Origin of the sequence: Brevundimonas sp. C43 (assembly GCF_030732185.1) — a bacterium.
Taxonomy (GTDB): domain Bacteria; phylum Pseudomonadota; class Alphaproteobacteria; order Caulobacterales; family Caulobacteraceae; genus Brevundimonas; species Brevundimonas diminuta_C.
The window spans coordinates 1,200,973-1,225,696 of sequence record NZ_CP132231.1; the positions used below are offsets into that span (position 1 = coordinate 1,200,973).

The window sequence follows — 24,724 nt, forward strand, 5'->3', positions numbered from 1 at the left end:
AGCGCAGATAGCGTTCCTGAACGCACTTCGCCACCCATCATGGTCACGCTATGTTCACGGCGATGCGTCCGCAGATTCTCTTTCCCCTGTTTGCCGAGGTCTCGACCCTCAAGGGCGTGGGCCCTCGCGTCCTGCCCCTGGTGCAAAAGGTGGCGGGCCCGCTGGTCCGCGATCTGCTGTTCCTCAGCCCCTCCGGCGTCATCGTCCGTCGCCCTGCCGAGGCCGCTACCGCCGTCGACGGCGAGGTGGGCGTCTTCACCGTGACCATCGACCGATTGTTCACGCCCAGCCGTCCCGGCGCACCGCTGAAGGTCCGGGCGAGCGATCCGACCGGCTTCGTTCACCTGGTCTGGTTCGGCGGCTCGCCCCAGCACATCGACCGGTTGTTGCCGCGCGGCGAGACGCGGTTAGTCGCGGGCAAGGTCGAAAGGTTCAATGGCGAGGTCCAGATCGTCCACCCGGACATCGTGACACTGGACAAGGCGGCCCTTATTCCGGCGTCCGAGCCCGTCTATCCGGCGACGCAGGGCCTCAGCTCGCGCCAGTTGCGCAAACTGGTCCAGGCCGCCCTGCCCGCCGCGCCCGACCTGCCGGAATGGCAGGACCGCGCCTGGCTGAAGAAGCAGAACTGGCTGGGTTGGCGCGCCGCTCTGGACGCCCTGCATGCCCCCAAAGGCGAGATCGACCTGTCGCCCGATGCCCCGGTCCGCCAGCGCCTGGCCTATGACGAGTTCCTGGCTCATCAGCTGGCTCTGGCCCGTCGCCGGCGTGCCCGCGAGATCAAGCCCGCCCCCGTCATCGCCCCCGGCGCGGCGTCCGAACACCTGCTCCGGGCCCTGCCCTTCCAGCTCACAAACGCTCAGACCCAGGCCGTCGCCGAAATCCGTCGTGATCTGGCGTCGGGCCAGCAGATGGGCCGATTGCTGCAAGGCGATGTCGGCTCGGGCAAGACCGCCGTCGCCGCGCTCGCTCTGGCCGACGCCGCTTCGAGCGGCTTCCAGTCCGCGCTCATGGCCCCGACCGAAATTCTGGCGCGCCAGCATTACGAAAAACTCGGCCCCATGCTGGACGCGGCCGGCGTCGCCGCCATCCTGCTCACCGGCCGCGACACCCCGGCTCAGCGGCGCGAGAAACTAGCTGCCCTGGCCTCGGGTCACGCCCAGGTCGCCATCGGCACCCATGCCCTGTTCCAGAACGCCGTTCGCTTCGACCGACTGGCTCTGGCCGTCATCGACGAACAGCACCGGTTCGGCGTCAACGAGCGCCAGCGATTGCAAGCCAAGGGCGACCCGCGCCTGGGCGCCGTGCACCTGCTGACCATGTCGGCCACCCCCATCCCCCGCACGCTTGAGCTGACGCAATACGGCGAGCTGGAGGTCAGTCGCCTGATGGAGAAACCGCCTGGCCGCACCCCCGTCACGACCGCCGTCCTGCCTTTAGCCCGCATCGGCGAGGTCGCCGCCCGACTGAAAACCGCCGTCGAAAGCGGCGCCCAGGCCTATTGGATCTGCCCTCTCGTTGAGGAATCTGAGGCCATCGACCTGGCGGCCGCCGTCGATCGCGCCGACGATCTGCGACGCCTGCTGGGCGTCGAGGTCGGCCTCGCTCACGGCCAGATGCCGGGTGCCGAGCGCGAGGCGGTCATGGCCGACTTCGCCGACGGCCGACTGCCGGTTCTGGTCGCCACCACGGTGGTCGAAGTCGGCGTGGACGTGCCCAACGCCTCCATCATGGTCATCGAACACGCCGACCGCTTCGGTCTGGCCCAGTTGCACCAGTTGCGCGGCCGCGTCGGTCGCGGCGCCAAGGCCAGTTCCTGCATCCTGCTGTACGGCGGTCAGGATGGCGCCTTGGGCGAGACGGCGAAAGAACGCCTCGAAACCCTGCGTCGCACCGAGGACGGATTCGAGATCGCCGAAGAAGACTTCCGCCTGCGCGGCGGCGGCGATCCCCTGGGCCTGAAACAGTCCGGTTTTCCCGCCTACCGCTTCGCCGACCCGATCCGCCACCGCAGCCTGATGCTGGCCGCCGCCGATGATGCGCGCCTGATCATGAACCGCGATCCTGATCTGACGTCGGAACGCGGCCAGGCGGTGCAGGTGCTGGAAGAGCTATTCGACTGGAAAAACCACAAGGCCGGCGCGAGCTAGCCGATCACTCGGCTCCAGCCATCGAATCCGACCTCGACGTTTTTGGGAACAAGCGCCGACAAGGTCTTGTAATCCATGTCGATGTGCAGGTTCGTCAGCACGGCGTGTTCGACATCGGCTGCGGCGATCCACGCCAGGGACTGGTCCAGATGGGCATGGGTCGGATGAGGCGCATAACGCAGCGCATCGACGATCCAGAGTTTGCACCCGGCCACCGCCGCCAGGGCCGCCTCGTCCAGATCGGACACATCGCTGGAATAGGCGATGTCGCCCAATCGATAGCCGACCGAGCGGATCGGCCCATGCGCCTGGTCAAAGGTCGTGACCGGGATCGCTCCGCCCGCACCCTCGACCGACCAGGCCGTGCCATGCGGCGGAATGATCCGCCCGTCCAGCAGCGGCGGATAACCGAACTTGCTCTCGAAGATGTAGTCGAACCGATGCGTCAGCGAGCCATGCGTCGCCGCATCCATCCACGCCGGAATGCGCTTTCTCGCCCGCGCGGCGAAGGTGCGCAGATCGTCGATGCCATGGGTCTGGTCCGCATGATCGTGGGTGTAGAGGACCGCGTCCACATGCTTCGTGCCGCTGGCCAGCATCTGTTCGCGCAGGTCCGGCGAGGTGTCGATCAGGACATTGGTCACACCCTCGGCGCCGGTCTTTCTCGCCAGCATCGAACAGCGCGTGCGCCGGTTCTTCGGCTCGGTCGGGTCGCAGGCGCCCCAGTCGCCGTCCCCGCGCGGCACCCCGCCCGACGACCCGCTGCCCAGAATGACGACTTCGAAACTCATGCAGGCCTGGGTATCCGGTCAAAGAGGCCGAAGAAGGCCTCTGTCGTGATGCGGTCCGCCTCCTCAGCGCTCCAACCCCGGATCTCGGCCAGCTTGTCCAACACATGGCCGATGTAGGCGGGCTCGTTGCGCCGCCCCCGATGCGGAATGGGCGCCAGATAGGGGCAGTCGGTCTCGACGATGATCCGGTCGCCCGGCATATCCCGGATCACCGCCCGCACATCCTCGGCCGCCTTGAAGGTCGCGATACCGGAAACCGAAAACCAGGCGCCCATTTCAGCAGCGATTTTCGCCAGTTCCGCACCACTCGTATAGCAGTGCATCAACATCTTGAACGGCCCGGCGGCATATTCCTCGCGCAGGATCGACGCCATTACGTCGTCCGCCTCACGCGTGTGGATCACCAGCGGCAGACCGGTTTCGCGCGCCGCCTTCACATGCTGCCGGAACACCGCCGCCTGCACCTCGCGCGGGCTGAAGTCGTAGTGGAAATCCAGACCGCATTCGCCGATCCCCACCACCTTGGGCCGCTGGGCCAGATCGATCAGGGTCGCCGCCGTCAGGTCCGCCGCATCCTTGGCCTCGTGCGGATGGACCCCGACCGTGCACCAGATGTCGTCGTTGGCCATGGCGATGCCGTGCGTCGCCTCGAAGGTTGTCAGCTTGTCGGAGATCTCGATCATCAGCCCGACGCCTGCCTCGCGCGCGCGCGCGATCACGGCGTCCCGGTCCTCGTCGAACTGCGGCGCGTGCAGGTTCACATGACTGTCGATCAGCATCAGCCCATCCGTTCCTGCTGGGCCTGGACCCGCTTCAGGTCCGCCAGCGCGCCGGCAAGCACATCGGCCTTGTCCAGGTTCAGGCCCGCCGCCCGTTCCGGCAACGGCTGCAGCCGCTCCCATAGTTCGGCCCATCGATTGCCTGCGCCCGGCGCGCTCTGCAAGGCGCGCATCCGCACCGCCGCGATCAACCGGTCCATAAGGGTCTCGAACCGTTCCTGCCCCTCGGCGCCGCGGAACCGGTCGGCGATGGCCAGGGCTTCGGCCCGGTCCACGTCGCCCTCGACCCATCGCCGCGCCAGCTGGTCCATCTCGAACGTCGCGCCGGACGCCAGGGCCAGGGCCGCGCCCGGCGATCCGCCCGCCATGATCGCCGCGTGTTCGGCATCCTCACGCTCGGCGCCCGTCCGGTTGCGCACCAGACTCTCCAGCCGATCCGGCGTCCAGATCGGAAAGCTCAGCCGCCGGCACCGCGACCGAATCGTCGCCAGCAACCGTCCCGGCGCATGGGTCACCAGAAAAAGCACGCCACGCTCAGGCGGCTCCTCAAGAACCTTCAGCAAGGCGTTGGCGGCATTCAGATTCAGGTCACCCGCCGCATCGATGATCGCCACCCGGAACTGGGCTTGAGACGGGCTCTTTGAAAAGAACTCCGGCAGTTCGCGCGACTGATCGACCGAGATCGACTTCTTGGTCTTGCCCCCCTCAACCAGGCGTTCCAGCACCAGCAGGTCCGGATGCGACTGGGCCGAAATCAGCCGGCTGACCGGATCGTCGCGCCGGGCGCCCAGCGGCCCGGACGCCGGATCGGCCGCCGCGCCCAGCAGCCGTCGCGCCGCGCGATAGGCGAACGTCGCCTTGCCCGTCCCCTCGACCCCGCACAGCAGCCAGGCGTGGTGCAACCGCCCCCGTTCCCAGGCGTCCAGAAACGCCGTCTCCGCCGCCGCATCAGGAACCAGGTCGAACCGGTCGCGCGGGTGGTCGCTCACAGCAGCCTGTCCTGAACCGCCTGCCAGACCCGCGCCTCGACCTCATCCAGCGATCCGACCGCGTCGATCAGCACGCAACGCTGGGGATTGGCCTCGACGATCTTCAGAAAGCCCTCGCGCAGGCGCTGATGGAACTCCAGACCCTTGGATTCGAACCGCGTCTCGAACAGGCCGCGCCCGAACGCCCGCTCCAGGCCGACCTCGACCGGCAGGTCGAACACCAGGGTCAGGTCCGGCTGATCGTCCCCGACCACGCCGGCGTCGATCTGTTCGATGAAGCTTTGCGCCACGCCGCCGCCTGCGCCCTGATAGGCCCGGCTGGAATCGGCGAACCGGTCGCACACCACCCAGTCGCCGGCCGCCAGCGCCGGGCGGATGGTCCGCTCCAGATGGTCCGAGCGCGATGCGTACATCAGCAAGGTTTCGGTCATGGCCGACCACGGCTCGGCGTCCGTGGCCACCACCAGATTGCGGATCACCTCCGCGCCCTTGGACCCGCCCGGTTCACGCGTGCGCACGACCTTGCGCTCGCCCAGCACCGTCTGCAGCCGCGCGACCAGCCGCCCGACCTGGGTCGATTTTCCGGCGCCCTCGCCGCCTTCGAAGCTTATGAATTGTCCACGGGTCACGCGCCTTCATGGCGCGCCGACGCCGCCCGGCGCAAGCCCGCCCGCGCGATCAGCTGCCGGATATCAACAGGGCGCCCGCATAACCGCGCGCCACGACCGACTGACGCGCCGCCTCGGCGGCATTGGCGCTGTCCCACGGCCCCACCACCACATTGAACCGTCCTGCGCCCCGATCAGCCCGCACCCAGCCGCTCAGGCTGTCGGCGATTCGCCCGGCCTCGACCTGATCCGAGAAACTGCCTGCCTGGACCCAGAAGGTCGTCACCTCCGCCACGATCGACGCGGGCGCAACGACGGGCGCGCTGACCGGGGGAGAACCGCGCGGCACGGGCGCCGACGCCCTTAACAGCGTGCCCCCGCCCTGCTGCGGCGCCCGCCCGAGGTAGCGCACCCGCACCCGCCCCACGCCCTGCGACAGCATTCCCAGTTCGCTCGCCGCCTCGCGCGACAGGTCGATGATCCGGCTGTCCACGAACGGCCCACGATCGTTGATCCGCACCACCAGCCGCCGCCCGTTCTCCAGGTTCGTCACCTCGACCAGACCTGGCAGAGGCAGGGTCTTGTGCGCCGCCGTCAGGGCATGCATGTCGAACCGCTCGCCGGTCGAGGTCGGCCGGCCGTTGAAGGCGTCGCCGTACCAGGACGCCATCCCGACCTCTTCGTAATCCGGCTGCTCCTTCGGCGTGTACCAGCGCCCACGCACCTGATAGGGCCGCATCGTCCCCGCCACGATCGGCGCCGGATCCTTGACGACCGGCGGACGGTCCTCGCCGCGCCCGGCGACCGTCCCGCGCACGCTTGCTCCGCCGACGGTTGAACAGGCGGCCAGCAGCGAAAACAGCCCCAGGATCAGCGCACCGCGCACTCCCTGTCCAAACGTCATCGACCCGCCTCGCAAAAAATACGAAAACAGGATGACCGAAGACATTTCCGCTTTGGTTAATGACCCGTTCGCCTGCTATGGCGTCCGCCTCCGCTGCGGCGGCAAGGAAGTGTGGCCGAGTGGTTTAAGGCACTGGTCTTGAAAACCAGCGACGGTGAGAGCCGTCCGTGGGTTCGAATCCCACCGCTTCCGCCACTATCCTTCGCTTAGCCCTTGCTATTGCCCCGTCTGCCGTTAGGAACCCGGCTCCCCTGCCTGGAGCCCTGCCATGACGGCGACGAAACCGATGACGATCGGGATCGATTTCGGCACGACCAATACGGTCGTGGCCCTGACCGATGCCGACGGCCTCGCCCATCTCGTGACCTTCGACGCGGTCGAGGGCCAGACGACCACCTTCCGCTCGGCGCTCAGTTTCCAGACCCATCCCGGCGTGGACGGCCAGCCGCCCGAGCGCGTGGTCGAGGCCGGGCCCTGGGCCATCGCCGCCTATGTCGAGGACCCGCTGGAGACCCGGTTCATCCAGTCGTTCAAGACCTTCGCTGCCAGCGCCGCCTTTACCGAGACCCGGATCGACAACAAGCGTTACGCCTTCGAGGATCTGCTGGCCGCCTTCCTGCTGCGCCTTCGCCACCATGCGGGTGACGAACTGGCTGCTGCCCCGCCCGCCGTCATCGTCGGTCGCCCCGTCACCTTTGCGGGCGGCAATCCGGACGAGACCCTGGCCCTGTCGCGCTATCAGACGGCGTTCCAGCGGCTGGGTTTCACCGACATCCGATATGCGCACGAGCCGGTCGGCGCCGCCTTCTATTTCGCACGCCAGTTGAAGGCGGACGCCACGGTCCTGGTCGCCGACTTCGGCGGCGGCACCAGCGACTTCTCCATCATCCGGTTTGAACATACGCCCGACGGCCTGCGTTCGACGCCGCTGGCCCGCTCGGGTGTGGGCGTGGCGGGCGACGCCTTCGACTACCGGATCATCGACCAGCTGGTCTCTCCCGAACTGGGCAAGGGCGGTCTGTACAGCTCCGTCGGCAAACAACTGCCGATCCCGCAACGGTACTATTCCGCCTTCGCCCGCTGGGATCAGTTGGCCCTGCTGCGCGCATCGCGCGACATGCGCGACATCCGCGCCCTGGCCCGCACCGCGCTGGAGCCCGAGAAGATCGAGCGCCTGATCGAGGTGCTGGACGACAACCACGGCCATGACCTGTACCGCGCCGTCTCCACGCTGAAGATGGCCCTGTCTGCCGACGACCAGGCCACCTTCCTGTTCCAGGCCGGCGGCGTCCATATCGAAAAGCCGGTCGCCCGCGCCGATTTCGAACGCTGGATCGCGCCGGAACTGGCCGCCATCGAGGGCGCGGTGGATCAGGCGATGGCCTGCAGCGGCCTGGCGCCTGACGCCATCGACCGCGTCTTCCTGACCGGCGGCACCTCCTTCGTGCCGGCCGTGCGGGCGCTGTTCCATAACCGTTTCGGCGCCGATCGGATCGAGACGGGCGGCGAGTTCGAATCCATCGCAGCAGGCCTGGCCCTGATCGGGCGCGAGGCGGATCTGGACCTGTGGAGCGAAAAGGCGGTCTAGACCCGACCCTAGAACCCTTGCGCCCGCGCCACTCGTTCGGCGTGGAAGCCGGCGTCGCCCAGCAGTTCGTTCAGCACCCGCACCCGCTTCATGAACAGGCCCACGTCGAATTCGTCGGTCATGCCGACGCCGCCGTGCATCTGGACCGCCTCCTGCACCGCCAGTTCGGCGACGCGCCCTGCCTTGGCCTTGGCGATGGAAGCTGCCAGCGGCGCGTCCTCGCGCCCCTCGTCGAGGGCGATCTGGGCACCGATCGTCGCCGCGCGCGCCAGCTCCAGTTCCGAAAACAGATGCGCGGCCCGGTGTTGCAGCGCCTGGAACTCGCCGATCAGCTTACCGAACTGTTTGCGGGTGCGCAGATAGTCCATCGTCGTCTTGAACGCCTGATCGCCTGCCCCCGTCAGGCTGGAGGCCGCGCAGGCCCGCCCCAGGTTCAGCGCGCCGTCCAGCAGCGCCTCCCCGCCCCCGACCGCGCCGATCACGGCGTCTGCGTCGACCGCGACCTCGTTCAGGGTGATCCGCGCGGCATTGTGCGCATCCACCATCACCGTGCGCTCGATCTCGACGCCCGCCGTCGCCGGATCGACCAGGAACAGCGTCGTGCCCTCCTCAGCCGTCGCGACGACGATCAGGGCGTCCGCCACATGGCCGTCCAGCACAAAGGCCTTGGCCCCATTCAGCTTGAAGCCGTTGCCCGCCCGTTCGGCCCGCGTGGTGATCCGAGACGGCGCGTGTTTCGCGCCCTCGTCCACCGCGAGCGCCAGGATCGACTCGCCTGCCGCGATCCTGGGCAGCCAGGCCTGCTGCGCCTGCGATCCGCCGTCGATCAGTACCTTGGCCGAGAGGATCGACGATCCCAGATACGGCGACGGCGTCAGGGTGCGCCCCAGGCTCTCGGCGATCACTCCGGCTTCGACCGCGCCCAGCCCCATGCCGCCCAGCGCCTCGGGGATGATGACGCCGGCGAAACCCATTTCGCCAAAGGCCCGCCACAGGTCGCGCGACACCCCGTCGGCGTCCCGGTCGTCCCGCAGCTTTCTCAGATGGGCGATCGGCGCCTGTTCGTTCAGGAAGCCGTCGGCGGCGTCCTGCAACATCGTCTGTTCTTCGGTCAGGATCAGCGGCATCGTCTCACGCTCCCGGCAGTTGAAGCAGATGTTTGGCGATGATGTTCAGCTGAACCTCGCTGGTGCCGCCTTCGATGGAGTTGGCCTTGGTCCGCAGCCAGTCGCGCGCCGTCTTGCCGTCGTGCGACCGCTCGCCCTCCCATTCCAGCGCATCGGCCCCGCCCGCCACCATCAGCAGCTCATGGCGCCGCTTGTTCAGCTCGGAGCCATAGTATTTCAGCATGGAGGCGATGGCCGGATGCGCCTGTTTGGCCTTCACCTGATCGCCCACCCGCTCCATCGCCAGACGGAAGGCGGCGGCGTCGATCTCCAGGTCCGCGATCCGGGCGCGCAGCATCGGCTCATCCAGTCGTCCGGCCTCGTCGGCGCCGATGGCGTCCATCGCCACCTGCCCCACAGGCCGGCCGCCGCCGACCTCGCCCATCGCGCCGATCATGGTCCGCTCGTGCGCCAACAGATATTTGGCCACGTCCCAGCCCCGGTTCAGCGTCCCGACCAGGTTTTCCTTCTCCACCCGCACGTCGTCGAAGAAGGTCTCGCAGAAGGGGGACTTGCCCGAAATCAGGGTGATCGGCCGCGTCGTCACGCCCGGCGTCTTCATGTCGAACAGCACGAAGCTGATGCCCAGATGTTTGGGCGCCTCCGGGTCCGTGCGCACCAGGCAGAAGATCCAGTCGGCCTTGTCGGCGTAGGAGGTCCAGATTTTCTGGCCGTTGACGATCCAGTGGTCGCCCCGATCCTCGGCCCGCGTCTGGATGGACGCCAGATCGGACCCAGCGCCCGGCTCGGAATAGCCCTGGCACCAGCGGATCTCGCCGCGCACGATCTCGGGCAGGAAGCGCTTTTTCTGCTCTTCGGTCCCAAAGGCCAGCAGCGCCGGGCCCAGCATCCAGACGCCAAAACTGGCCAGGGCCGGCTGCGCCTTGATGCGGCGCAGTTCGGAGGCCAGCACCTTGGCCTCCTCGCGGCTGAGGCCGCCTCCGCCGTATGCCTTGGGCCATTCCGGCGCTGTCCAGCCCCGTGCCCCCATCCGCTCCAGCCACAGCTTATGCGCCGGGGTCTTGAACGTGGGATTTCGGCCGCCCCAGATCATTTCGTCGTCGGCCATCGGCCCGCGACATTCGGCCGGGCAGTTCGCCTCCAGCCAGGCGCGCGTCTCGGCGCGGAATTGCTCCAGATCGGTCATTCCTCGTCTCCCATGGCGTGCGTCGCTGACCGGCCGAAACCGATGCGAGACATCGTTGGGAATGACCTTATCCAGGAAATCCCCGCCTTAGAAAGCGAAACCTGAATGCTGATTACTTAGCTGACGTAACGTCAGATCAGACCGTGGCCCTTGGGCAGTTCGGCATAGCGGTGAACCCGCGTCGCCATAACCAGACCGAAGCCGATCATGACGGTCAGCATCACCGTGCCGCCATAGGACAAGAGCGGCATCGGCACGCCCACGACTGGCGCCAGTCCCATCACCATCGCCCCGTTGATCAGCACATAGAGCGCGAATGTCGCCGTCACGCCCGACGCCGCCAATCGCCCGAAGTGACTGTGCGACAGCGAGGCGATCCTCAGCGAGATCAGAATGATGGCGGCATAGGAGGCCAGAAGCGTGAAGGTGCCCACGAAACCGAACTCCTCGGCGAAGGCGGCGAAGATGAAGTCGGTCTGGCGTTCAGGCAGGAACTCCAGCTGGCTCTGGCTGCCCAGGCCGAACCCGCGTCCCAGCGGCCCGCCCGAGCCCATGGCAATCTTGGACTGCACGATCTGATAGCCCTTGTCCGACATGTCGGCCTCGGGGTTCAGGAAGGTCAGCACCCGGTGACGCTGATAGTCATGCATGCCGAACATCACATAGGGCGGCACCAGCACGGCGGCGGCGATGATCAGCGGCAGGATGATCCGCCAGCTCAGCCCGGCGACGAACATAATCGCCGCGCCCGTCAAGCCGATCAGCATGGCCGATCCCAGGTCCGGCTGGTGCGCGACCAGCAGGAACGGCAGGCCGATGATCCCGACCGGGAAGATCAGCTTCCAATGGAAGCTCGCCTCCTTGGCCGAGGCGCCGTGATACCAGCGCGCCAGGGCCAGCACGACGCCGATCTTCATGATCTCGGACGGCTGGATGCGGGTGAAGCCCAGGTCCAGCCATCGCGTGGCCCCTAGCGCCGTATAGCCCAGCGGCGTCTCCACCAGCGCCAGCATAAACAGCGCCATCCCGTAGATGGGATAGGCCAGGGCGAACCAGTAGCGGATGCTGATCAGCGACAGCATCAGCATCAGCGCCAGACAAAGGCCGAACCGGATCAGGTGTTTCATCGCCCACGGCGACCAGGATCCGCCCGCCACCGAATACAGCATCAGGGCGCCGGTGCCGGACACCACGCACAGCAAGGCCGTCAGCCGCCAGTCGATCTGGCCCAGCTTGGTCGAGACGCGTTCGCGCTCGCCGGGACGTGACAGGGCCGAGGCGGTCATCGGCCGGGCTCGGACAGATAGGGACGCGGCCCGCTGGTTGCAGACGGCGCAGGGCGGCTCGGTTGCGGCGGGGCCACGACATCGGGCTCGGGCGCGGCGCCGACCACCCCGTCCTCGACGATGGCGTCGCCGGTCGGTTCGGGCGGCAGCGGCCGTTCGATGCGGGCTCGCATGTCCGGATCCTTGAGCAGCACGGTGCGCATCACCTCGCGCGCACGCGGCGCGCCGGCGGTCGCCCCGCCCTTGCCCCCGTGTTCGACGATGACGGCGACCGCATATCGCGGCGCATCCACCGGCGCGAAGGCCACGAACAGGTTGTGGTCCTTCAGCGCCCAGATATTGCTCTTGCGCGAGCCGGAGCCGTAGTTCCGGACCTGCGCCGTGCCGGTCTTGCCGGCCATCTGGATGTCGCCCAGGCCCAACTGGCTCTGGCGATATGCGGTGCCGGATCGATCGTTGGCCACGGCGATCATGCCCTGACGCACATATTCGACGTGGGACGGATCGAACGGCAGGTCCGGCGCCTCGGCCCCGCTGGGCTGTTCGACGCCGCCGATGGACTTGATCAGGCGCGGCTGAAGCTGCTTTTTCCCGTTCGCCAGACGCGAGGTCATGACCGCCAGCTGCAGGGCGTTCACCGTGATCGCGCCTTGGCCAATAGCGACCGAGGTCGTCTCTCCGGGATGCCAGACCGGATCGCGCGGGAAGGTTCGCGCCTTCCATTCCGTGGACGGCAACAGACCCTTGCGCTGGTTGCCGACGCCGATGTCAAACTCATGCTCGAAGCCCAGCGCCAGCCCAGCCTTGCGGATATTGTCCACGCCCGCGCGGTTACACATGGCGTAGAAATAGACGTCGCAAGAGTTCTTGATCGCGTCGTGCATATTCTGGGTGCCATGCCGCCCCCAGCAACGTTGCACGCGGTTGCCGGTGCGATAGGCGCCGCTGCAGAAGACGCTGATGTTGGGATCGACGCCCGCCTCCAGCAGAGCCAGAGCGGTCGTCGGCTTGAAGGTCGATCCCGGCGGGAAGGTGCCGTTCAGCGTCTTGTCGAGCAGCGGCTTGCGTTCATAGTCAGCCAGCGCGCGATAGGTCTTGGTCGGCACCCCGCCGACGAACAGGTTCGGGTCGAACGACGGCGCCGAGACCATGCACAGAATGTCGCCGTTGCGCACGTCCATGACGACGCAGGCGCCCGACTCATCGCCAAACACCTCCAGCGCGCGGTTCTGGACGTCGGCGTCCAGCGTCAGGACGACTTCCTTGCCCGGCACGGCCGGCCGCGAGCCGCCAATATCCTCGGCGACGACGCGACCGCGCGCATCGACCTCGACCCGATTGCCGCCCGGCTCGCCGCGCAGCGACATATCCAGCGCCTTTTCGACGCCCTGGCGGCCGATGCGGAAGCTGGGGTTGAACAGCAGGGCGGGCGGCTGCTCGCCCTTGTCGCGGATCGCCTTGACGTCCCGGTCCGACACCTTGGCCACATAGCCGATGACGTGGGCGAACGATCCGCCGAACGGATAGTAGCGCGCCTCGTTCATATCGACCATCACGCCAGGCAGTTCGTTGGCGTACTGATTGACCTTGGCGAACTCTTCCCATGTCAGGTCGCTCTTGACCGGCACCGGGTTGAACTTGGACGCCGCATTGACGTCGCGGATGATGGCGCGACGGCGCTCCAGCGTGTCGGGCAACAGCCGTCCCAGAAGGTCCAGGGTCTGGTCCAGGTCCTTGGTCTCGTCGCGCACCACCAGCACACGGAAGCTCGGTCGGTTGCCGGCGATGACGACGCCGTTGCGGTCCTTGATCAGGCCGCGCGGCGGCGGGACCATGCGAAAGTTGAACTGGTTCTGCGACGACAGCGTCGCATATTCCTGAGCCTGAACGACCTGCAGCTGGCCCAGCCGCCCGATCAAGGCCGTGATCCCCAACGCCGTCGCCCCGCCGAACACGAAGGTGCGCCGCAGGAATGACCCCTGACGCTCATTCACATCGGCAAAGAAGATGGAGGGCTCGCCGCTCATCGGAACCGAATATCTCCGTCGTCGAATCGCTCAAGCATCCAGTTGGCGATCGGATACAGCAGCAGCGTCGGCGCGACCTGTCCGACCAGCGGAAGAATCGCCGGCGCGTTCGTCGCTCGCATGGTCACCACAAGATAGGCCAGAAAGAAGGCGCCCAGCGTACAGGCGGCATAGGCTCCGAAGCGGATCAGCCCCTCATGCCCCGCCAGCAGATTGCGCGACAGCAGCACCGTTCCATAGACGCTCATCAGGCACAGCGCCCAAAGGCCCAGCGGCGTATTCCAGAACAGATCCAGGAAAAGGCCGATTAGAAACAACACCGCTGGCGCCAGCATCGACGGCCGGATCAACGGCCAGGCGAAGGCCAGGATCATCGGAATGACCGGCTCGGGCAGATGCAGACCGAACAGTTGGAGCGGCGTTCCCAGAATGACCGTCGCGGCGAGGACGAGCATGGCCGGATAGACGATCCACTGAAGAGGTCCGACAACGCGAACCGCGACGGGCCGTCTCACGCAGCGCCTCCCGGAGCGGGCGTCGGCGCAGGGCTGGACGCCGTCGGTGCAGGCGACGGGGTCGAAGCCGCAGGCCTCGGAGACGTCGCAGCCGGACGAGCCGCCGTCGGCCCAGCGGCGAGCGCAGGCGTTGGCGCTGGCGTCGCGGCCGCAGCACGCGCCCGGTCGGCCTGGGCCTGTTGCGCCGCCGCGCGACGGGCGGCGGCGTCACGTATAGCCCCGACCTCGGTCGCGCTCGGCTCCGGCGCCGTCGTCAGGCCTGCGAGCGGCGGCGCGTTCAAGGCGTTCGGGCTGACCAGTTGTCCAAAGCTCTGGAACAGCAGCACGCGGACATAGTCGATCGCGCCGTGATCGCTGAACAGTTTGACCCGCCAGGCGCCGTCCACGCCCTTGGCGGCGACCCCGATCGGCAGCCCACGCGGCAGACCGCCGCCGTCGCCCGAACTAAGGATGCGGTCACCCGCCTTGATCGAACCGGATCCGCGAATGAATTCCAGACGCGGGCTGTCGCCGCCGTCGCCGGTCAGCATGGCGCGCGCATCGGTCCGCTCGATCATCACTGGGGTGCGCGACGCCACATCCGTCAGCAGCACGACGCGGCTGACGCCGCCCGTCACGCCGGTTATTCGCCCGACCAGACCGTGTTCCGTCACGACCGGGTTGCCGATCCGCACGCCCTTGGCCGAACCGACGTCGATCAGCTTGGCGTTGGAGAAGGGACCGCGCGATTCCGAAATCGCTCGCCCCGTGGCCATGGGCACCGGCGGCTCGGTGCGCAGACCCAGCAGGGCCTCATAGCGGCCGTTGATGTTCTTTTGTGCGATCGCTTCGTCGCGCCAGCCGCGCAGTTCGGCGATCTCGGCCTTCAGGCGGCGGTTCTCGCCGATGGCGAAGAAATAGCCGCCGACATAGTCGCGCGCGGCCCCAGCCCAACGCACCGGCGCGGCGAAGACCCCGCCGACAGGCCCGGCCGCCGCTTCGAATCCGCCACGCGCCGCGCCCATGGTCGAGCCGCCCTCGGACGTCGTCCGGTCGCCAAGCAACAGGACGATCGCGCCGATGACAGCCACGACGACGACGACCGCGGCGGTCCACGCCAGCGGCACCTTGATGTTTTCAAAAGGGCCGTCGCGAAACGCCACGGGCGACCTTCCACTCAAAGGGGTTGGAATCGGCAGGACGCCCCCTGCCGCTGAACCTGCCTATCGCAAAATCAAGGCCGGAATGGAACCGTGATCACGCAGGCTAGACAAGGATTTGCAACCACGCTTTCACCCGGCCGCAACGGGCGGATCAAAGCGCGGAGTCGAGCACGCCCTTCATCCAGCGCGGGTGCTCCAGCACGCGGCCGCAGCCGATGGCCACGCACGACAGCGGATCGTCGGCGACCGAAACCGGCAGGCCGGTGTGATCGCGAATCTCGACGTCCAGACCGCGCAAGAGGGCGCCGCCGCCCGTCAGCATGATGCCCTTGTCGGCGATGTCGGCGGCCAGTTCCGGCGGCGTGGCTTCCAGCGCGACCTTCACGGCCTCGATGATCTGGGTGACCGGCTCGGCCAGGGCTTCCGCCGCCTGACGCTCCGAAATGCGCACTTCGCGCGGCACGCCCTGCATCAGGTCGCGACCCTTGACCTCGATCGACAGGCCTTCGCCGTCGGCCGGGATGCGGGCGGTGCCGATGTCTTTCTTGATGCGTTCGGCGGTCGTTTCGCCGATCAGCAGGTTATGGTTGCGGCGCATGTAGCTGATGATGCTGTCGTCCATCTTGTCGCCGCCGACGCGGACCGAACGCGAATAGACGATGCCCGACAGCGACAGGACGGCGACTTCGGTCGTACCGCCGCCGATGTCGACGACCATCGAGCCGGTCGGCTCATGGATCGGCAGGCCGGCGCCGATCGCGGCCGCCATCGGCTCGTCGATCAGGCCCACGCGGCGCGCCGAGGCGTTCAGGCAGCTGTCGTTGATCGCGCGACGCTCGACCGCCGTGGCGCCCGAGGGCACGCAGACGATGATCTTCGGGTTCACGAAGCCCTTTCGGTTATGAACCTTGCGGATGAAGTGCTTGATCATCTCTTCGGCGACTTCGAAGTCGGCGATGACGCCGTCGCGCATGGGGCGGATCGCCTCCATGTGGCCCGGCGTGCGGCCCAGCATCTGCTTGGCTTCGATGCCCACGGCGTGGACGACCTTGCGCCCCCCGACGTTTCTCAGCGCCACGACCGACGGCTCGTTCAGGACGATGCCCTTGCCCTTCATGTAGATCAGGGTGTTGGCGGTGCCCAGGTCCATCGCGATGTCGTTGGAGATCGCGCCGAAAAGGGAGAAGCTCATGGGAATCGATACCGTTGTTAGCTGGCAGGGCGTCTAGATGTCTCAGTCGACCTGGCGACGCCCCAACTGCCCTGACATCCCCACGCCGGACAGTTCCTGATCGTCTTCGCCACGCCTACTAGCGGCGGGTTTGCCCGTATGAAACCGGGATTACAAGCCCCGATGACAGTGTCGTCATGTGCAGAGGGCTATCGAGGCGCGACGCCTGTGGACGCCATGACTAGAACGCCGCCCTGCTCCGCCCCTGTGGGCCCAAGCCAAAATTCGTGGCGGCCAGCATCGTCGGATACAGCGTGTCTTCCTCGCGCGCGACCCTGTGCGCCAGCGCGCCGATCAACCCCTTGGTCACACCGGCGAACCGGTCACGATCCGCTAGAATTCGGGCCTGCGTCCATTCCATGAAATAGTGCGCCCAAACCCCGCTGAGCGCGCCCATGTCCTCGACGTAATGCTGAGCGAGGTCACGAACCGACACATCTTCGGACTGCATCAGGACAGGGTAGAGTTCACCGTCCTCAATCGCCAGATGCTCGGTCAGGGCGACGTTCAGCGCGCTCATCAACTCGCGGGCGCGTGTCGCATCATCCGACGTATTCAGAACGGCGGCGGTCCCGCCCAAGGCGCTGGCCAATCGTATGATCCGCCCGTGCTGCGTTTTTAGAACCTCGACATCCATAGCGATGCCTCCCACAAGCCATCATGCAACCTGTGGGTGAAGAGACTCTAAATAGCAGGCTAAGCAAATTCCCTCAGTCGCCGCGCGCGATCTCGCGCCGCTTGACCAGTTCACGCACCACCAGCATCAGCGCCAGCCAGGCCAGCGCCACGCCAGCCAGTATGGCCGAGGTCCAGATGCCGTCACCGCTGACCGCCGTCATGAAGGATCCGCCGAAGAAGGCGACCAGAGCGGTCTTCGGCAATACGCCCAGCGCGCATCCTGCCAAAAAGCCCGGGAAAGACGCCCTCGCCGCCCCGAACGCCATGTTGACGACGATGAACGGCGCAGATGGCACATTGCGGATCATGAAGCTGGCGTAGAAGGCGTTCTTGCCGACGAACCGCGTCAGCCGTCCGACCGTCTTGCCGCCGTGCCGCGCCAGCAACCGCGCCGTGGGTCCGCGTCCCAGCCAGTAGGTCACGCCCGCCGACACGACCGTCGCGATCCAGCTGTAGAGGAAGCCGAACCACGGCCCGAACGCCACGACACAGGCGGCGATCAGGATGAACTGCGGCGCCCCAAAGAAAGCCGAGACCGTGAACACCACGATGGCGGCGACCAGGCCCCAAGGCCCTTGGCGGAATCCGGCCAGCCAAGCTTCCAGCCGCCCTTCGGCCTCCAGCCCCAGTTGGCTTTTGCCCACAGCGAACAGGGCGATCATCGCGCCCAGCAGCAGGGCCGTCGCCAGCACGGCGCGCCAGCGACGCGCCTCCATATTCGACAGGAAATCGAAAAACCGACTCATGACGTCAGTCCGTGACGGAGAACGGCTCCACGGTCCAGCGTTCCAACATCCATTCCGATAGATTGGGATCCCAGACCCATATCTGGCGATAGGGCGCAGTACGACCGCCTTCCGCTTCTACTGCGCCTTCGATCTGCGCTCGTGTTCGACTTAGCCCGCGGAATTTTGTCGGCCGAAACGACATCGGTGTTTGGCCCAGTCGCGCAACAATCGCCTCAGCCACCCGGTTGTCGCGTCCCCGATCCGTCGTTGTCACCTCGCCTTGCCAGTCCAGCGTCGGCGATCCGTTTGTGCCGAGATAGGCACGCCAGACACCGGGGTCTTTGGGATCGAGCCCATAGCGCGGTCGCCCCTCGGATTGCCGGTTCCAGAGTGTGGCCGCCGCGAAGCGATCCCCTTCTAGTCCGAGGCAAGTCTCCAGAATGGTCACGCTGTTTCGCTGTTTTTTCTCGTCAAGCAGTTGGCAAGGCCCCAAGGCTTCAACTGCCCGCTTCGCCAGATCAAAGGCGTAATCCACGGTCAGTTCGCCGTCACAACCGCTTTGTGTCGCCCTTCGAACCGGTTCGGTCTTGTGGCGCGCGACCTGGCTGTTGGCCATTTCGACCGAAACGACCCAGGCATGGAGACAAATGCTCGGCATGGACGGCGGCGAACCTGCAGCATTTGGCTGTGACGGCAATGGCGCCAAAACACGATCCGCGAAGCGAGACCCTGCGACGATCGCGTCCCAGCCTTCAGGACCGACCGGCGCCGTCAGCTTGCGGCCGTTCGTGCCGGAAACCTCAACCGTTGGATCCTGTCCTGGCCGTCTCACGAAAGCGACAACAGGCAAATCGCGCCCGTATCCGTCCACATAACGAGCGCGGTAGACTTCTGACTCGCTTCGCGCCTCCTCTTCTATCGAAGCTATGCTGAGCAGGTTCTCGACCCGAGCTCGATCCTCCGCCGCGCAACGGTCACGCCAGCTGTCGTCGCGGCAGGCCCGAGGCGGCTCGGCCTGGCTCGTAAACAAGGCGGCAAGAAAAGTCGCGATCAGCATTCTTCATCTCCGACACATCGGATCATTTGCGCATGCCGTTCTGCGCACGTAAACAACCCCGCCTCCCCGGCAAAAACTTCCAAAACCACGGGATAGTTCATGTCCAGCTTGCAATCTTCCGCCCTCGCCCGCGTCAAGCCCTCGGCCACCATCGCCGTCACCGCGCAGGCCCGGAAGCTTAAAGCCGAAGGTCGCGACGTGATCGGCCTGGGCGCCGGCGAACCGGACTTCGACACCCCCGAAAATATCAAACAGGCCGCGATCGACGCGATCAACCGCGGCGAGACGAAATACACCGACGCCGACGGCATGCCCGAACTGAAGGCGGCCATCGTGGCCAAGTTCAAGCGCGAGAACGCTCTCGACTATACGGCGGCCCACATCCACGTCGCGCCGGGCGGCAAACCCGTCATCTTCAACGCCCTGGTCGCCACGCTGAACCCCGGCGACGAAGTCATCGTGCCCGCCCCCTACTGGGTCAGCTATCCCGACATGGTGCTGCTGGCCGGCGGGGAGCCCGTGACCGTGGTTGGCGAGGAGAAGGACGGTTTCAAGCTGCTGCCGGCCGTGCTGGAGGCCGCGATCACGCCCCGCACCAAGTGGCTGATCCTGAACAGCCCGTCCAACCCCACCGGCGCCGCCTACACCCGCGCCGAACTGGAAGCCTTGGCCGAGGTCCTGCGTCGCCACCCCCACGTTTGGGTGCTGACGGACGACATGTACGAGCACCTCGTCTATGGCGACTTCGAGTACACCACCATCGCCCAGGTGGCGCCGGACCTGATCGATCGCACCCTGACGGTCAACGGCGTCTCCAAGGCATATGCCATGACTGGCTGGCGCATCGGCTACGCCGGCGGGCCCAAGCCGCTGATCGACCTGATGCGCAAGGTGGCCAGCCAGACCACGTCCAACCCGTCCAGCATCAGCCAGTGGGCGGCCGTCGAGGCGCTGAACGGGCCGCAGGACTTCATCCCCGAGCGCAAGGCCGCTTTCGAAAAGCGCCGCGACCTGGTCGTCTCGATGCTCAACCAGGCGGCCGGCGTCACCTGCGCCACGCCCGAGGGTGCCTTCTACGTCTATCCGTCGATCGCCGCACTGATCGGCAAGACCACGGAAACGGGCGTGGTCATCGACGGCGATTCCACCTTCGCCGCCGAACTGCTGAACGCCGAGGGCGTCGCCGTCGTCCAGGGCGAGGCTTTTGGCCTCAGCCCCTATTTCCGCATCAGCTACGCCACCTCGGACGCCGTGCTGGAAGAAGCCTGCACCCGCATCCAGCGCTTCACCGCCTCGCTGCGCTGATCGACGAAGGGCGGAGGCTCCGGCCTCCGCCCGCCTGCCCTATTTGACCGGCTGGCTGTAAACCACCCGGCAGTCGCCATCGATGGTCGTGTAGCGGTTGTTCGATGCGTCCACGAAGGCGATCCGGCCGCCGTCGTTGTACTCAACCTTGCCCGTCGATCGTCCCTTGAAGTTCTCCACCCCATAGGTCCAGCAAGTGATATCCGCCGGCTTGTCGCCCCAGGTGGCGTCATTGCGCGCCCGCTTGCTGTCGGTGCAGGCGGACAGTCCGCCGGTCAGGGCGCCAGTCAGGGCGAGGGCGGCGGCGATATAGACGAGCGCTTTCATAGGCTCAGCCTTGCACGGACGCCGTCCAAGGAAAAGGCCGCCCCAGCGATGCCGGGACGGCCCAACTTTCGACGCTGGCGCTCGACCTACGGCCGGCTGGCCATGCCCAGCTTCACCGGCTTGGCGTCGTCGGCCAGGGCGCCGCGCTTGACGCCCCACAGCAGGATGATCGGCGCGCCGACATAGATCGACGAATAGGTGCCGATGATGATGCCGAACATCAGGGCGATAGAGAAGCCGAACAGGGCCTCGCCGCCGAAGATGGCCAGGGCCGCCAGCACCATGACGGCGGTCACGCCGGTGATGATGGTCCGCGACAGGGTCTCGTTCAGCGACAGGTCGATCACGTCGCGCAGCGGCATGGTCTTGTACTTGCGCAGGTTCTCGCGAAGGCGGTCGAACACGACGACGGTGTCGTTCATCGAATAGCCGATGACGGTCAGGACGGCGGCGACCATATTCAGGCTGAACTCGAGCTTGAACAGCACGATCAGCCCGAACGTCAGGATCACGTCGTGCAACAGGCCGACCACGGCGCCAAACCCGAACTGCGGCTCGAACCGGAACCAAATATAGAGGAACATCAGGCCGATCGCGACGCCCAGAGCCAACAGGCCCGAGGTGAACAGCTCGCCCGACACCTTGGAGCCGACGACGCTGACGCCCGAATAGTTGACCTGACCGACCGCGCCGCTGATGGCGCCCTCGACCTGATTGACCACCTGGGTCTGATCGCGGCCTTCCGGCACCTGGAAGCGAAGAATGGCGGTCGAGCCGTCATCGACATTGGTGTCGCGGCGCGCGATGCCCTGGACCTGGACGTCGCCCAGGTTCAGGCCGTTCACGGCCTCGCGGACCCGATCCAGCTCGATCGTCTGGCCCGCCGGCTTGGACACTTCCATCGAGGCGCCGCCCCGGAAGTCGATGCCCATGTTCAGGCCGGGATAGAAGCAGGACACGATCGCCGCGACGCACAGGATCACCGACAGAACGCCGGCGAACCGCGCATATTTGACGAAGTGAAAATTCGTCTTCTGCGGCAGCAGTTTGATGAGGGGCCATCCACGCATCGCCATCACTCCGCGATCGGCAGTTTTTTGGGCTTGGCCGTCTTGAGCCAGTAGCCGAGCAGGACCTGGGCGACCAGGACCGACGAGAAGACCGAGGTGAACACACCGATGGTCAGGGTCCAGGCGAACCCGCGAACCGGGCCTTCGCCGAACACGAACATGATGCCCGCCGCGACCAGGGTGGTCAGGTTGGCGTCGATGATCGTGCCCATGGCCTTGTTGAAGCCGGCGTCCATCGAGGCGATGACGCTGCGTCCCGCCCGGGCCTCGTCACGCATCCGCTCGTAGATCAGCACGTTGGCGTCCACCGCGACCGCGAAGGTCAGGATCAGACCGGCGATACCGGGCAAGGTCAGCGTCGCCTGGGTCAACGACATGGCCGCCACGATCAGCACGCCGTTCAGCACAAGGCCGACCACCGACACGCCGCCGAACAGCAGGCCGTAGGCCAGGATCATGAACAGCACGATGATGGCGAAGCCGACGGCGGTCGACAGGGCGCCGGCGGCGACCGCGTCCGCGCCCAGTTCGGCCGTCACGGTGCGGCGCTCCTCGACGTTCAGCGGCGCCGGCAGGGCGCCGCCGTTCAGCAGGTTCACCAGCGTCGCCGCTTCCTGGATCGAGAAGTTGCCGGTGATCTGACCCGAGCCCGAGGTGATCGCGCTCTGGATCGTCGGGGCCGAAATGACCTTGCCGTCCAGGATGATGGCGAAGGGCTTTTGAAGGTTGGCGGCGGTGGCTTCGCCGAAGCGACGCGCGCCGGCGCCGTCGAAGCGGAAGTCGATGGCCGGGCGGCCGCTCTGGTCCGAACCGACGCCGGCGCGGGTCAGGTTCTCGCCCGATACCAGCACGCGCTTCTTGACCAGATAGGGCGTGCCGTCCTCGCCTTGCAGCAGTTCGGAATCGGGCGGCACACGGCCGGCCAGCGCGTCCTGAACCGAGTTCTCGACATCGACCATCTGGAAGGTCAGCTGCGCCGTCTGGCCGATCACTTCTTCCAGCTTGCTCGGATCGCTCTCGCCCGGCGCCTGGACCACGATCCGGTCGGCGCCCTGGCGGGTGATGGAGGGTTCGCGCGTGCCCAGGCTGTCGATCCGGCGGCGCACCACCTCGATCGACTGGTCCACGGCCGTCGCGCCCATGCCGTTCAGCGCAGCGTCGGTATAGGCGAAGCGGATGCGGTTGTCGCCCAGGCGCGTGGCGGTGCGTTCGGCCTGGCCGCCCGGTCCGACCTGACCGCCCAGTTGCTGCAGAGCCTTGAACGCGGCATCGCCCTGAGCCGGATTGGCCAGGGTGACGACCACGCCGCCGGCTTCACGCTGGAAGCCGTTGGTGGCGACGCCCGCACCGTTCAGCGTGACCCGAACGTCTTCGATCAGGTTGGTGACGCGCTTTTCGCGCATCGCCGGCACATCGACTTCCAGCAGCAGATACGAACCGCCCTGAAGGTCCAGCCCCAGGTTCAGCTTGTTCTTGGGCATGAAGCCGGGCAGCGCCTCGCGCTGCTGATCCGACAACAGGTTCGGGAACGCCAGCAGACAGCCGAGGACGGCCGCGACGACGACGAGAATGACTTTCCAGCGCGACAGCTGAATCATGAGGGCGGTCCAGGTATCGGCGGATACGCGAGCGTATCAGGCCTTGGAATCGTTGGCGGCGATGGCGGTGCGGTTGCGCACCTCGGCGATCATGGCCTTGACCACGCGCACATTGACGCTGGGGGCGATCTCGACGTTGACCTCGGACTCTTCGACGCGGGTGACCTTGCCGATCATGCCGCTGCCCAGGACGACGGTGTCGCCACGCTTGACGGCGGCGATGGCGGTCGCGTGTTCCTTGGCGCGCTTCTGCTGCGGACGGATCAGCAGGAAGTAGAACAGGATGAAAATACCGATGATGGGCGCAAACCCGATCAACTGCGCCGTCAAGCCGCCTTCAGCGCCCATGGGTCGTCTCCGAACATAGAAGGGTAGCCCTCGTCGGAGCCCCCATTAAAACGAGGCGCGGAACCTAGGGCCGCGCCTCGCAGATTGCAACGCGGCGAAAGCGCTACCTGGGCAACACTGTCAAAGGATCGACGGCGACCGGATCGTCGCCGCGCATCTGACGGGTCTCGAAGTGGATCGAGGGGCGTCCGTCGCCGGCCGTCAGCCCCACGGTGCCGATCTGCTGGCCCGCGCGCACGTCGTCGCCATCCTTGACCGTCGCCGAACCCAGATGGCCGTAGACCGTGCGCCAGCCGTTGGCGTGCACGATCAGCACTGTCAGCCCCTGCCCCACCAGATCGCTGCCGACATAGGCCACGCGCCCGGCCGCAGAGGCGCTGACCGTCGCGCCGGCCGAGGCGCCGATGTTGATGCCGTTGTTCCGCTCGCCCATGCCGACCGGGCCGAAACGCCGCACGATGTCGCCGCGCACGGGCCACAGCAGGTTCGGCTGACCGGCAGCGGCGCCGGCGGCGTTGGTCTGTTCGACAGGCCGCGTCTGGACCGGCAGCGCCGCATTGCCCGAGGGCGGCGGCGGGGGCGGCGGCACGGCGCCGTTGTTGGGCACCAGCACGCCGACGGGCGAGGCGCCGGTCGCGTAAGGGTCGCGGCCGGTATCCACCGCCGCTTCAGGCAGGATGATTCGCTGGCCCGTCGTGATCGCCCCGCGCGGGCCAAGGCCGTTCAGGTCGATCAGCGTCTGGACCGGGGTCTGGAACCGACGTCCCACGCCCGAAATCGTGTCGCCCGGTTGGATGATATAGGCCGCGCCCGGTCGCACCGGGGCCGACGACGACGGATAGGACGGCGGCGTATAGGCGGGCGGCTGCGACGCCGGCGGCTGATAGGTCGGTTGGCTCGGACCGACATTGACCGTCGGCGGCAAGGCTCCGCCGTCCACCGGACCGATCGGCGCCGTCGCGGGCGGCGGCGATTCATAAGGAGCCGGTCGATGGGGCTGGTTTGAATTCTGGCCCGCGTTCGGATAGGTCGGCTGCTGCGGATAGGCGCCCTGCCCCGGACCATAGGCCGGCGCCGGGTTCGCATGCGTCGAATAGCGCGGCTCCGAAGGATAGCTGATGCAGGCCGCCGTGCTCAACGCCGCCCCCGCGACCAGAACCGCTCTCATCCAGCCCGAAATCATCGCCACCGGCTGCTCCCATTCGTGGTTAAACTCGCCCGCCCGGTGTGCCCGCTCGCGCCCCATAAGCCAACCCCGCAAACCGCACGGAATTGGGGCGCGAAGGTTAA

Annotated in this window: 23 protein-coding genes and 1 tRNA gene; 4 read left to right on the forward strand and 20 right to left on the reverse strand. The window is 66.8% G+C overall.

Annotation, left to right across the window (positions count from 1 at the left end):
- Positions 1-62 precede the first annotated feature (62 nt).
- The gene (gene recG, locus Q9R14_RS06075; RefSeq protein WP_306003822.1) at positions 63-2,150 is read left to right on the forward strand and encodes an ATP-dependent DNA helicase RecG; all 2,088 of its coding nucleotides are present in this window, start codon (positions 63-65) and stop codon (positions 2,148-2,150) included.
- Here recG and Q9R14_RS06080 read toward each other — a convergent pair.
- The 5 genes from Q9R14_RS06080 to Q9R14_RS06100 are packed head-to-tail and all read right to left on the reverse strand — an operon-like array spanning position 2,147 to position 6,221.
- Positions 2,147-2,941 (reverse strand): MBL fold metallo-hydrolase, encoded by a 795-nt coding sequence (locus Q9R14_RS06080; RefSeq protein WP_306003823.1) that lies wholly within the window; start codon positions 2,939-2,941, stop codon positions 2,147-2,149. The genes recG and Q9R14_RS06080 overlap by 4 nt on opposite strands.
- Positions 2,938-3,720, reverse strand: a complete 783-nt coding sequence (locus Q9R14_RS06085; RefSeq protein ID WP_306003824.1) for a TatD family hydrolase — start codon at positions 3,718-3,720, stop codon at positions 2,938-2,940. The genes Q9R14_RS06080 and Q9R14_RS06085 overlap by 4 nt, the downstream gene beginning before the upstream one ends.
- Positions 3,720-4,709, reverse strand: a complete 990-nt coding sequence (locus Q9R14_RS06090; protein WP_306003825.1) for a DNA polymerase III subunit delta' — start codon at positions 4,707-4,709, stop codon at positions 3,720-3,722. The genes Q9R14_RS06085 and Q9R14_RS06090 overlap by 1 nt, the downstream gene beginning before the upstream one ends.
- A complete protein-coding gene (gene tmk / locus Q9R14_RS06095) occupies positions 4,706-5,338 on the reverse strand; it encodes a dTMP kinase (RefSeq protein ID WP_306003826.1) in 633 nt (210 codons plus the stop codon). The genes Q9R14_RS06090 and tmk overlap by 4 nt, the downstream gene beginning before the upstream one ends.
- Before the next feature lie 49 nt (positions 5,339-5,387).
- Complete coding sequence (locus tag Q9R14_RS06100) at positions 5,388-6,221, reverse strand: septal ring lytic transglycosylase RlpA family protein (protein WP_306003827.1); 834 nt, start codon at positions 6,219-6,221, stop codon at positions 5,388-5,390.
- Positions 6,222-6,326: 105 nt separating this feature from the next.
- On the opposite strand from Q9R14_RS06100, the gene Q9R14_RS06105 reads away from it, so the two are divergent.
- Together Q9R14_RS06105 and Q9R14_RS06110 are read left to right on the forward strand one after the other, a co-directional pair.
- Positions 6,327-6,416, forward strand: a tRNA-Ser gene (locus tag Q9R14_RS06105).
- A 73-nt stretch (positions 6,417-6,489) separates the two neighbouring features.
- Positions 6,490-7,809: an Hsp70 family protein gene (locus Q9R14_RS06110; RefSeq protein ID WP_306003828.1), complete on the forward strand. Its 1,320-nt coding sequence runs from the start codon at positions 6,490-6,492 to the stop codon at positions 7,807-7,809.
- A gap of 8 nt (positions 7,810-7,817) precedes the next feature.
- Here the strand turns inward: Q9R14_RS06110 and Q9R14_RS06115 are convergent, their stop codons facing one another.
- From Q9R14_RS06115 to Q9R14_RS06160, 10 genes are all read right to left on the reverse strand, one after another.
- Positions 7,818-8,936 carry an acyl-CoA dehydrogenase gene (locus Q9R14_RS06115; RefSeq protein WP_306003829.1) on the reverse strand — a complete coding sequence of 373 codons (1,119 nt, stop codon included), beginning with the start codon at positions 8,934-8,936 and terminating at the stop codon, positions 7,818-7,820.
- 4 nt (positions 8,937-8,940) lie between these two features.
- On the reverse strand, positions 8,941-10,122 hold the full coding sequence (locus Q9R14_RS06120; protein ID WP_306003830.1) for an acyl-CoA dehydrogenase family protein: 1,182 nt from the start codon (positions 10,120-10,122) through the stop codon (positions 8,941-8,943).
- Positions 10,123-10,253: 131 nt separating this feature from the next.
- Positions 10,254-11,408 (reverse strand): rod shape-determining protein RodA, encoded by a 1,155-nt coding sequence (gene rodA, locus Q9R14_RS06125; protein WP_039243638.1) that lies wholly within the window; start codon positions 11,406-11,408, stop codon positions 10,254-10,256.
- On the reverse strand, positions 11,405-13,435 hold the full coding sequence (mrdA, locus tag Q9R14_RS06130; protein WP_242076648.1) for a penicillin-binding protein 2: 2,031 nt from the start codon (positions 13,433-13,435) through the stop codon (positions 11,405-11,407). The genes rodA and mrdA overlap by 4 nt, the downstream gene beginning before the upstream one ends.
- Positions 13,432-13,950, reverse strand: a complete 519-nt coding sequence (locus Q9R14_RS06135) for a hypothetical protein (RefSeq protein WP_306003831.1) — start codon at positions 13,948-13,950, stop codon at positions 13,432-13,434. Before Q9R14_RS06135 ends, mrdA begins: the two co-directional genes overlap by 4 nt.
- Positions 13,947-15,092, reverse strand: coding sequence for a rod shape-determining protein MreC (gene mreC / locus Q9R14_RS06140; RefSeq protein WP_306003832.1), 1,146 nt, complete (start codon positions 15,090-15,092; stop codon positions 13,947-13,949). Before mreC ends, Q9R14_RS06135 begins: the two co-directional genes overlap by 4 nt.
- Positions 15,093-15,243: 151 nt before the next feature.
- Complete coding sequence (locus tag Q9R14_RS06145) at positions 15,244-16,284, reverse strand: rod shape-determining protein (RefSeq protein ID WP_017504801.1); 1,041 nt, start codon at positions 16,282-16,284, stop codon at positions 15,244-15,246.
- A 220-nt stretch (positions 16,285-16,504) separates the two neighbouring features.
- On the reverse strand, positions 16,505-16,960 hold the full coding sequence (locus Q9R14_RS06150; protein ID WP_371929784.1) for a hemerythrin domain-containing protein: 456 nt from the start codon (positions 16,958-16,960) through the stop codon (positions 16,505-16,507).
- A 73-nt stretch (positions 16,961-17,033) separates the two neighbouring features.
- Positions 17,034-17,747, reverse strand: coding sequence for a TVP38/TMEM64 family protein (locus Q9R14_RS06155; RefSeq protein WP_306003834.1), 714 nt, complete (start codon positions 17,745-17,747; stop codon positions 17,034-17,036).
- Between the two features lie 4 nt (positions 17,748-17,751).
- Positions 17,752-18,786, reverse strand: a complete 1,035-nt coding sequence (locus tag Q9R14_RS06160; RefSeq protein WP_306003835.1) for a hypothetical protein — start codon at positions 18,784-18,786, stop codon at positions 17,752-17,754.
- A gap of 99 nt (positions 18,787-18,885) precedes the next feature.
- Here Q9R14_RS06160 and Q9R14_RS06165 point away from each other — a divergent pair, with 99 nt between their 5' ends.
- Complete coding sequence (locus Q9R14_RS06165; protein ID WP_242076655.1) at positions 18,886-20,091, forward strand: pyridoxal phosphate-dependent aminotransferase; 1,206 nt, start codon at positions 18,886-18,888, stop codon at positions 20,089-20,091.
- Positions 20,092-20,130: 39 nt separating this feature from the next.
- Here the strand turns inward: Q9R14_RS06165 and Q9R14_RS06170 are convergent, their stop codons facing one another.
- The 5 genes from Q9R14_RS06170 to Q9R14_RS06190 form a co-directional block, all read right to left on the reverse strand.
- The gene (locus tag Q9R14_RS06170; RefSeq protein ID WP_306003836.1) at positions 20,131-20,418 is read right to left on the reverse strand and encodes a hypothetical protein; all 288 of its coding nucleotides are present in this window, start codon (positions 20,416-20,418) and stop codon (positions 20,131-20,133) included.
- 86 nt (positions 20,419-20,504) lie between these two features.
- On the reverse strand, positions 20,505-21,494 hold the full coding sequence (secF, locus tag Q9R14_RS06175; RefSeq protein WP_039243629.1) for a protein translocase subunit SecF: 990 nt from the start codon (positions 21,492-21,494) through the stop codon (positions 20,505-20,507).
- Positions 21,494-23,086 (reverse strand): protein translocase subunit SecD, encoded by a 1,593-nt coding sequence (secD, locus tag Q9R14_RS06180; protein WP_055804957.1) that lies wholly within the window; start codon positions 23,084-23,086, stop codon positions 21,494-21,496. The genes secF and secD overlap by 1 nt, the downstream gene beginning before the upstream one ends.
- Before the next feature lie 36 nt (positions 23,087-23,122).
- Positions 23,123-23,434 (reverse strand): preprotein translocase subunit YajC, encoded by a 312-nt coding sequence (gene yajC, locus Q9R14_RS06185; RefSeq protein WP_306003837.1) that lies wholly within the window; start codon positions 23,432-23,434, stop codon positions 23,123-23,125.
- A 103-nt stretch (positions 23,435-23,537) separates the two neighbouring features.
- On the reverse strand, positions 23,538-24,617 hold the full coding sequence (locus tag Q9R14_RS06190) for a peptidoglycan DD-metalloendopeptidase family protein (protein ID WP_306004127.1): 1,080 nt from the start codon (positions 24,615-24,617) through the stop codon (positions 23,538-23,540).
- Between the last annotated feature and the right edge of the window lie 107 nt (positions 24,618-24,724).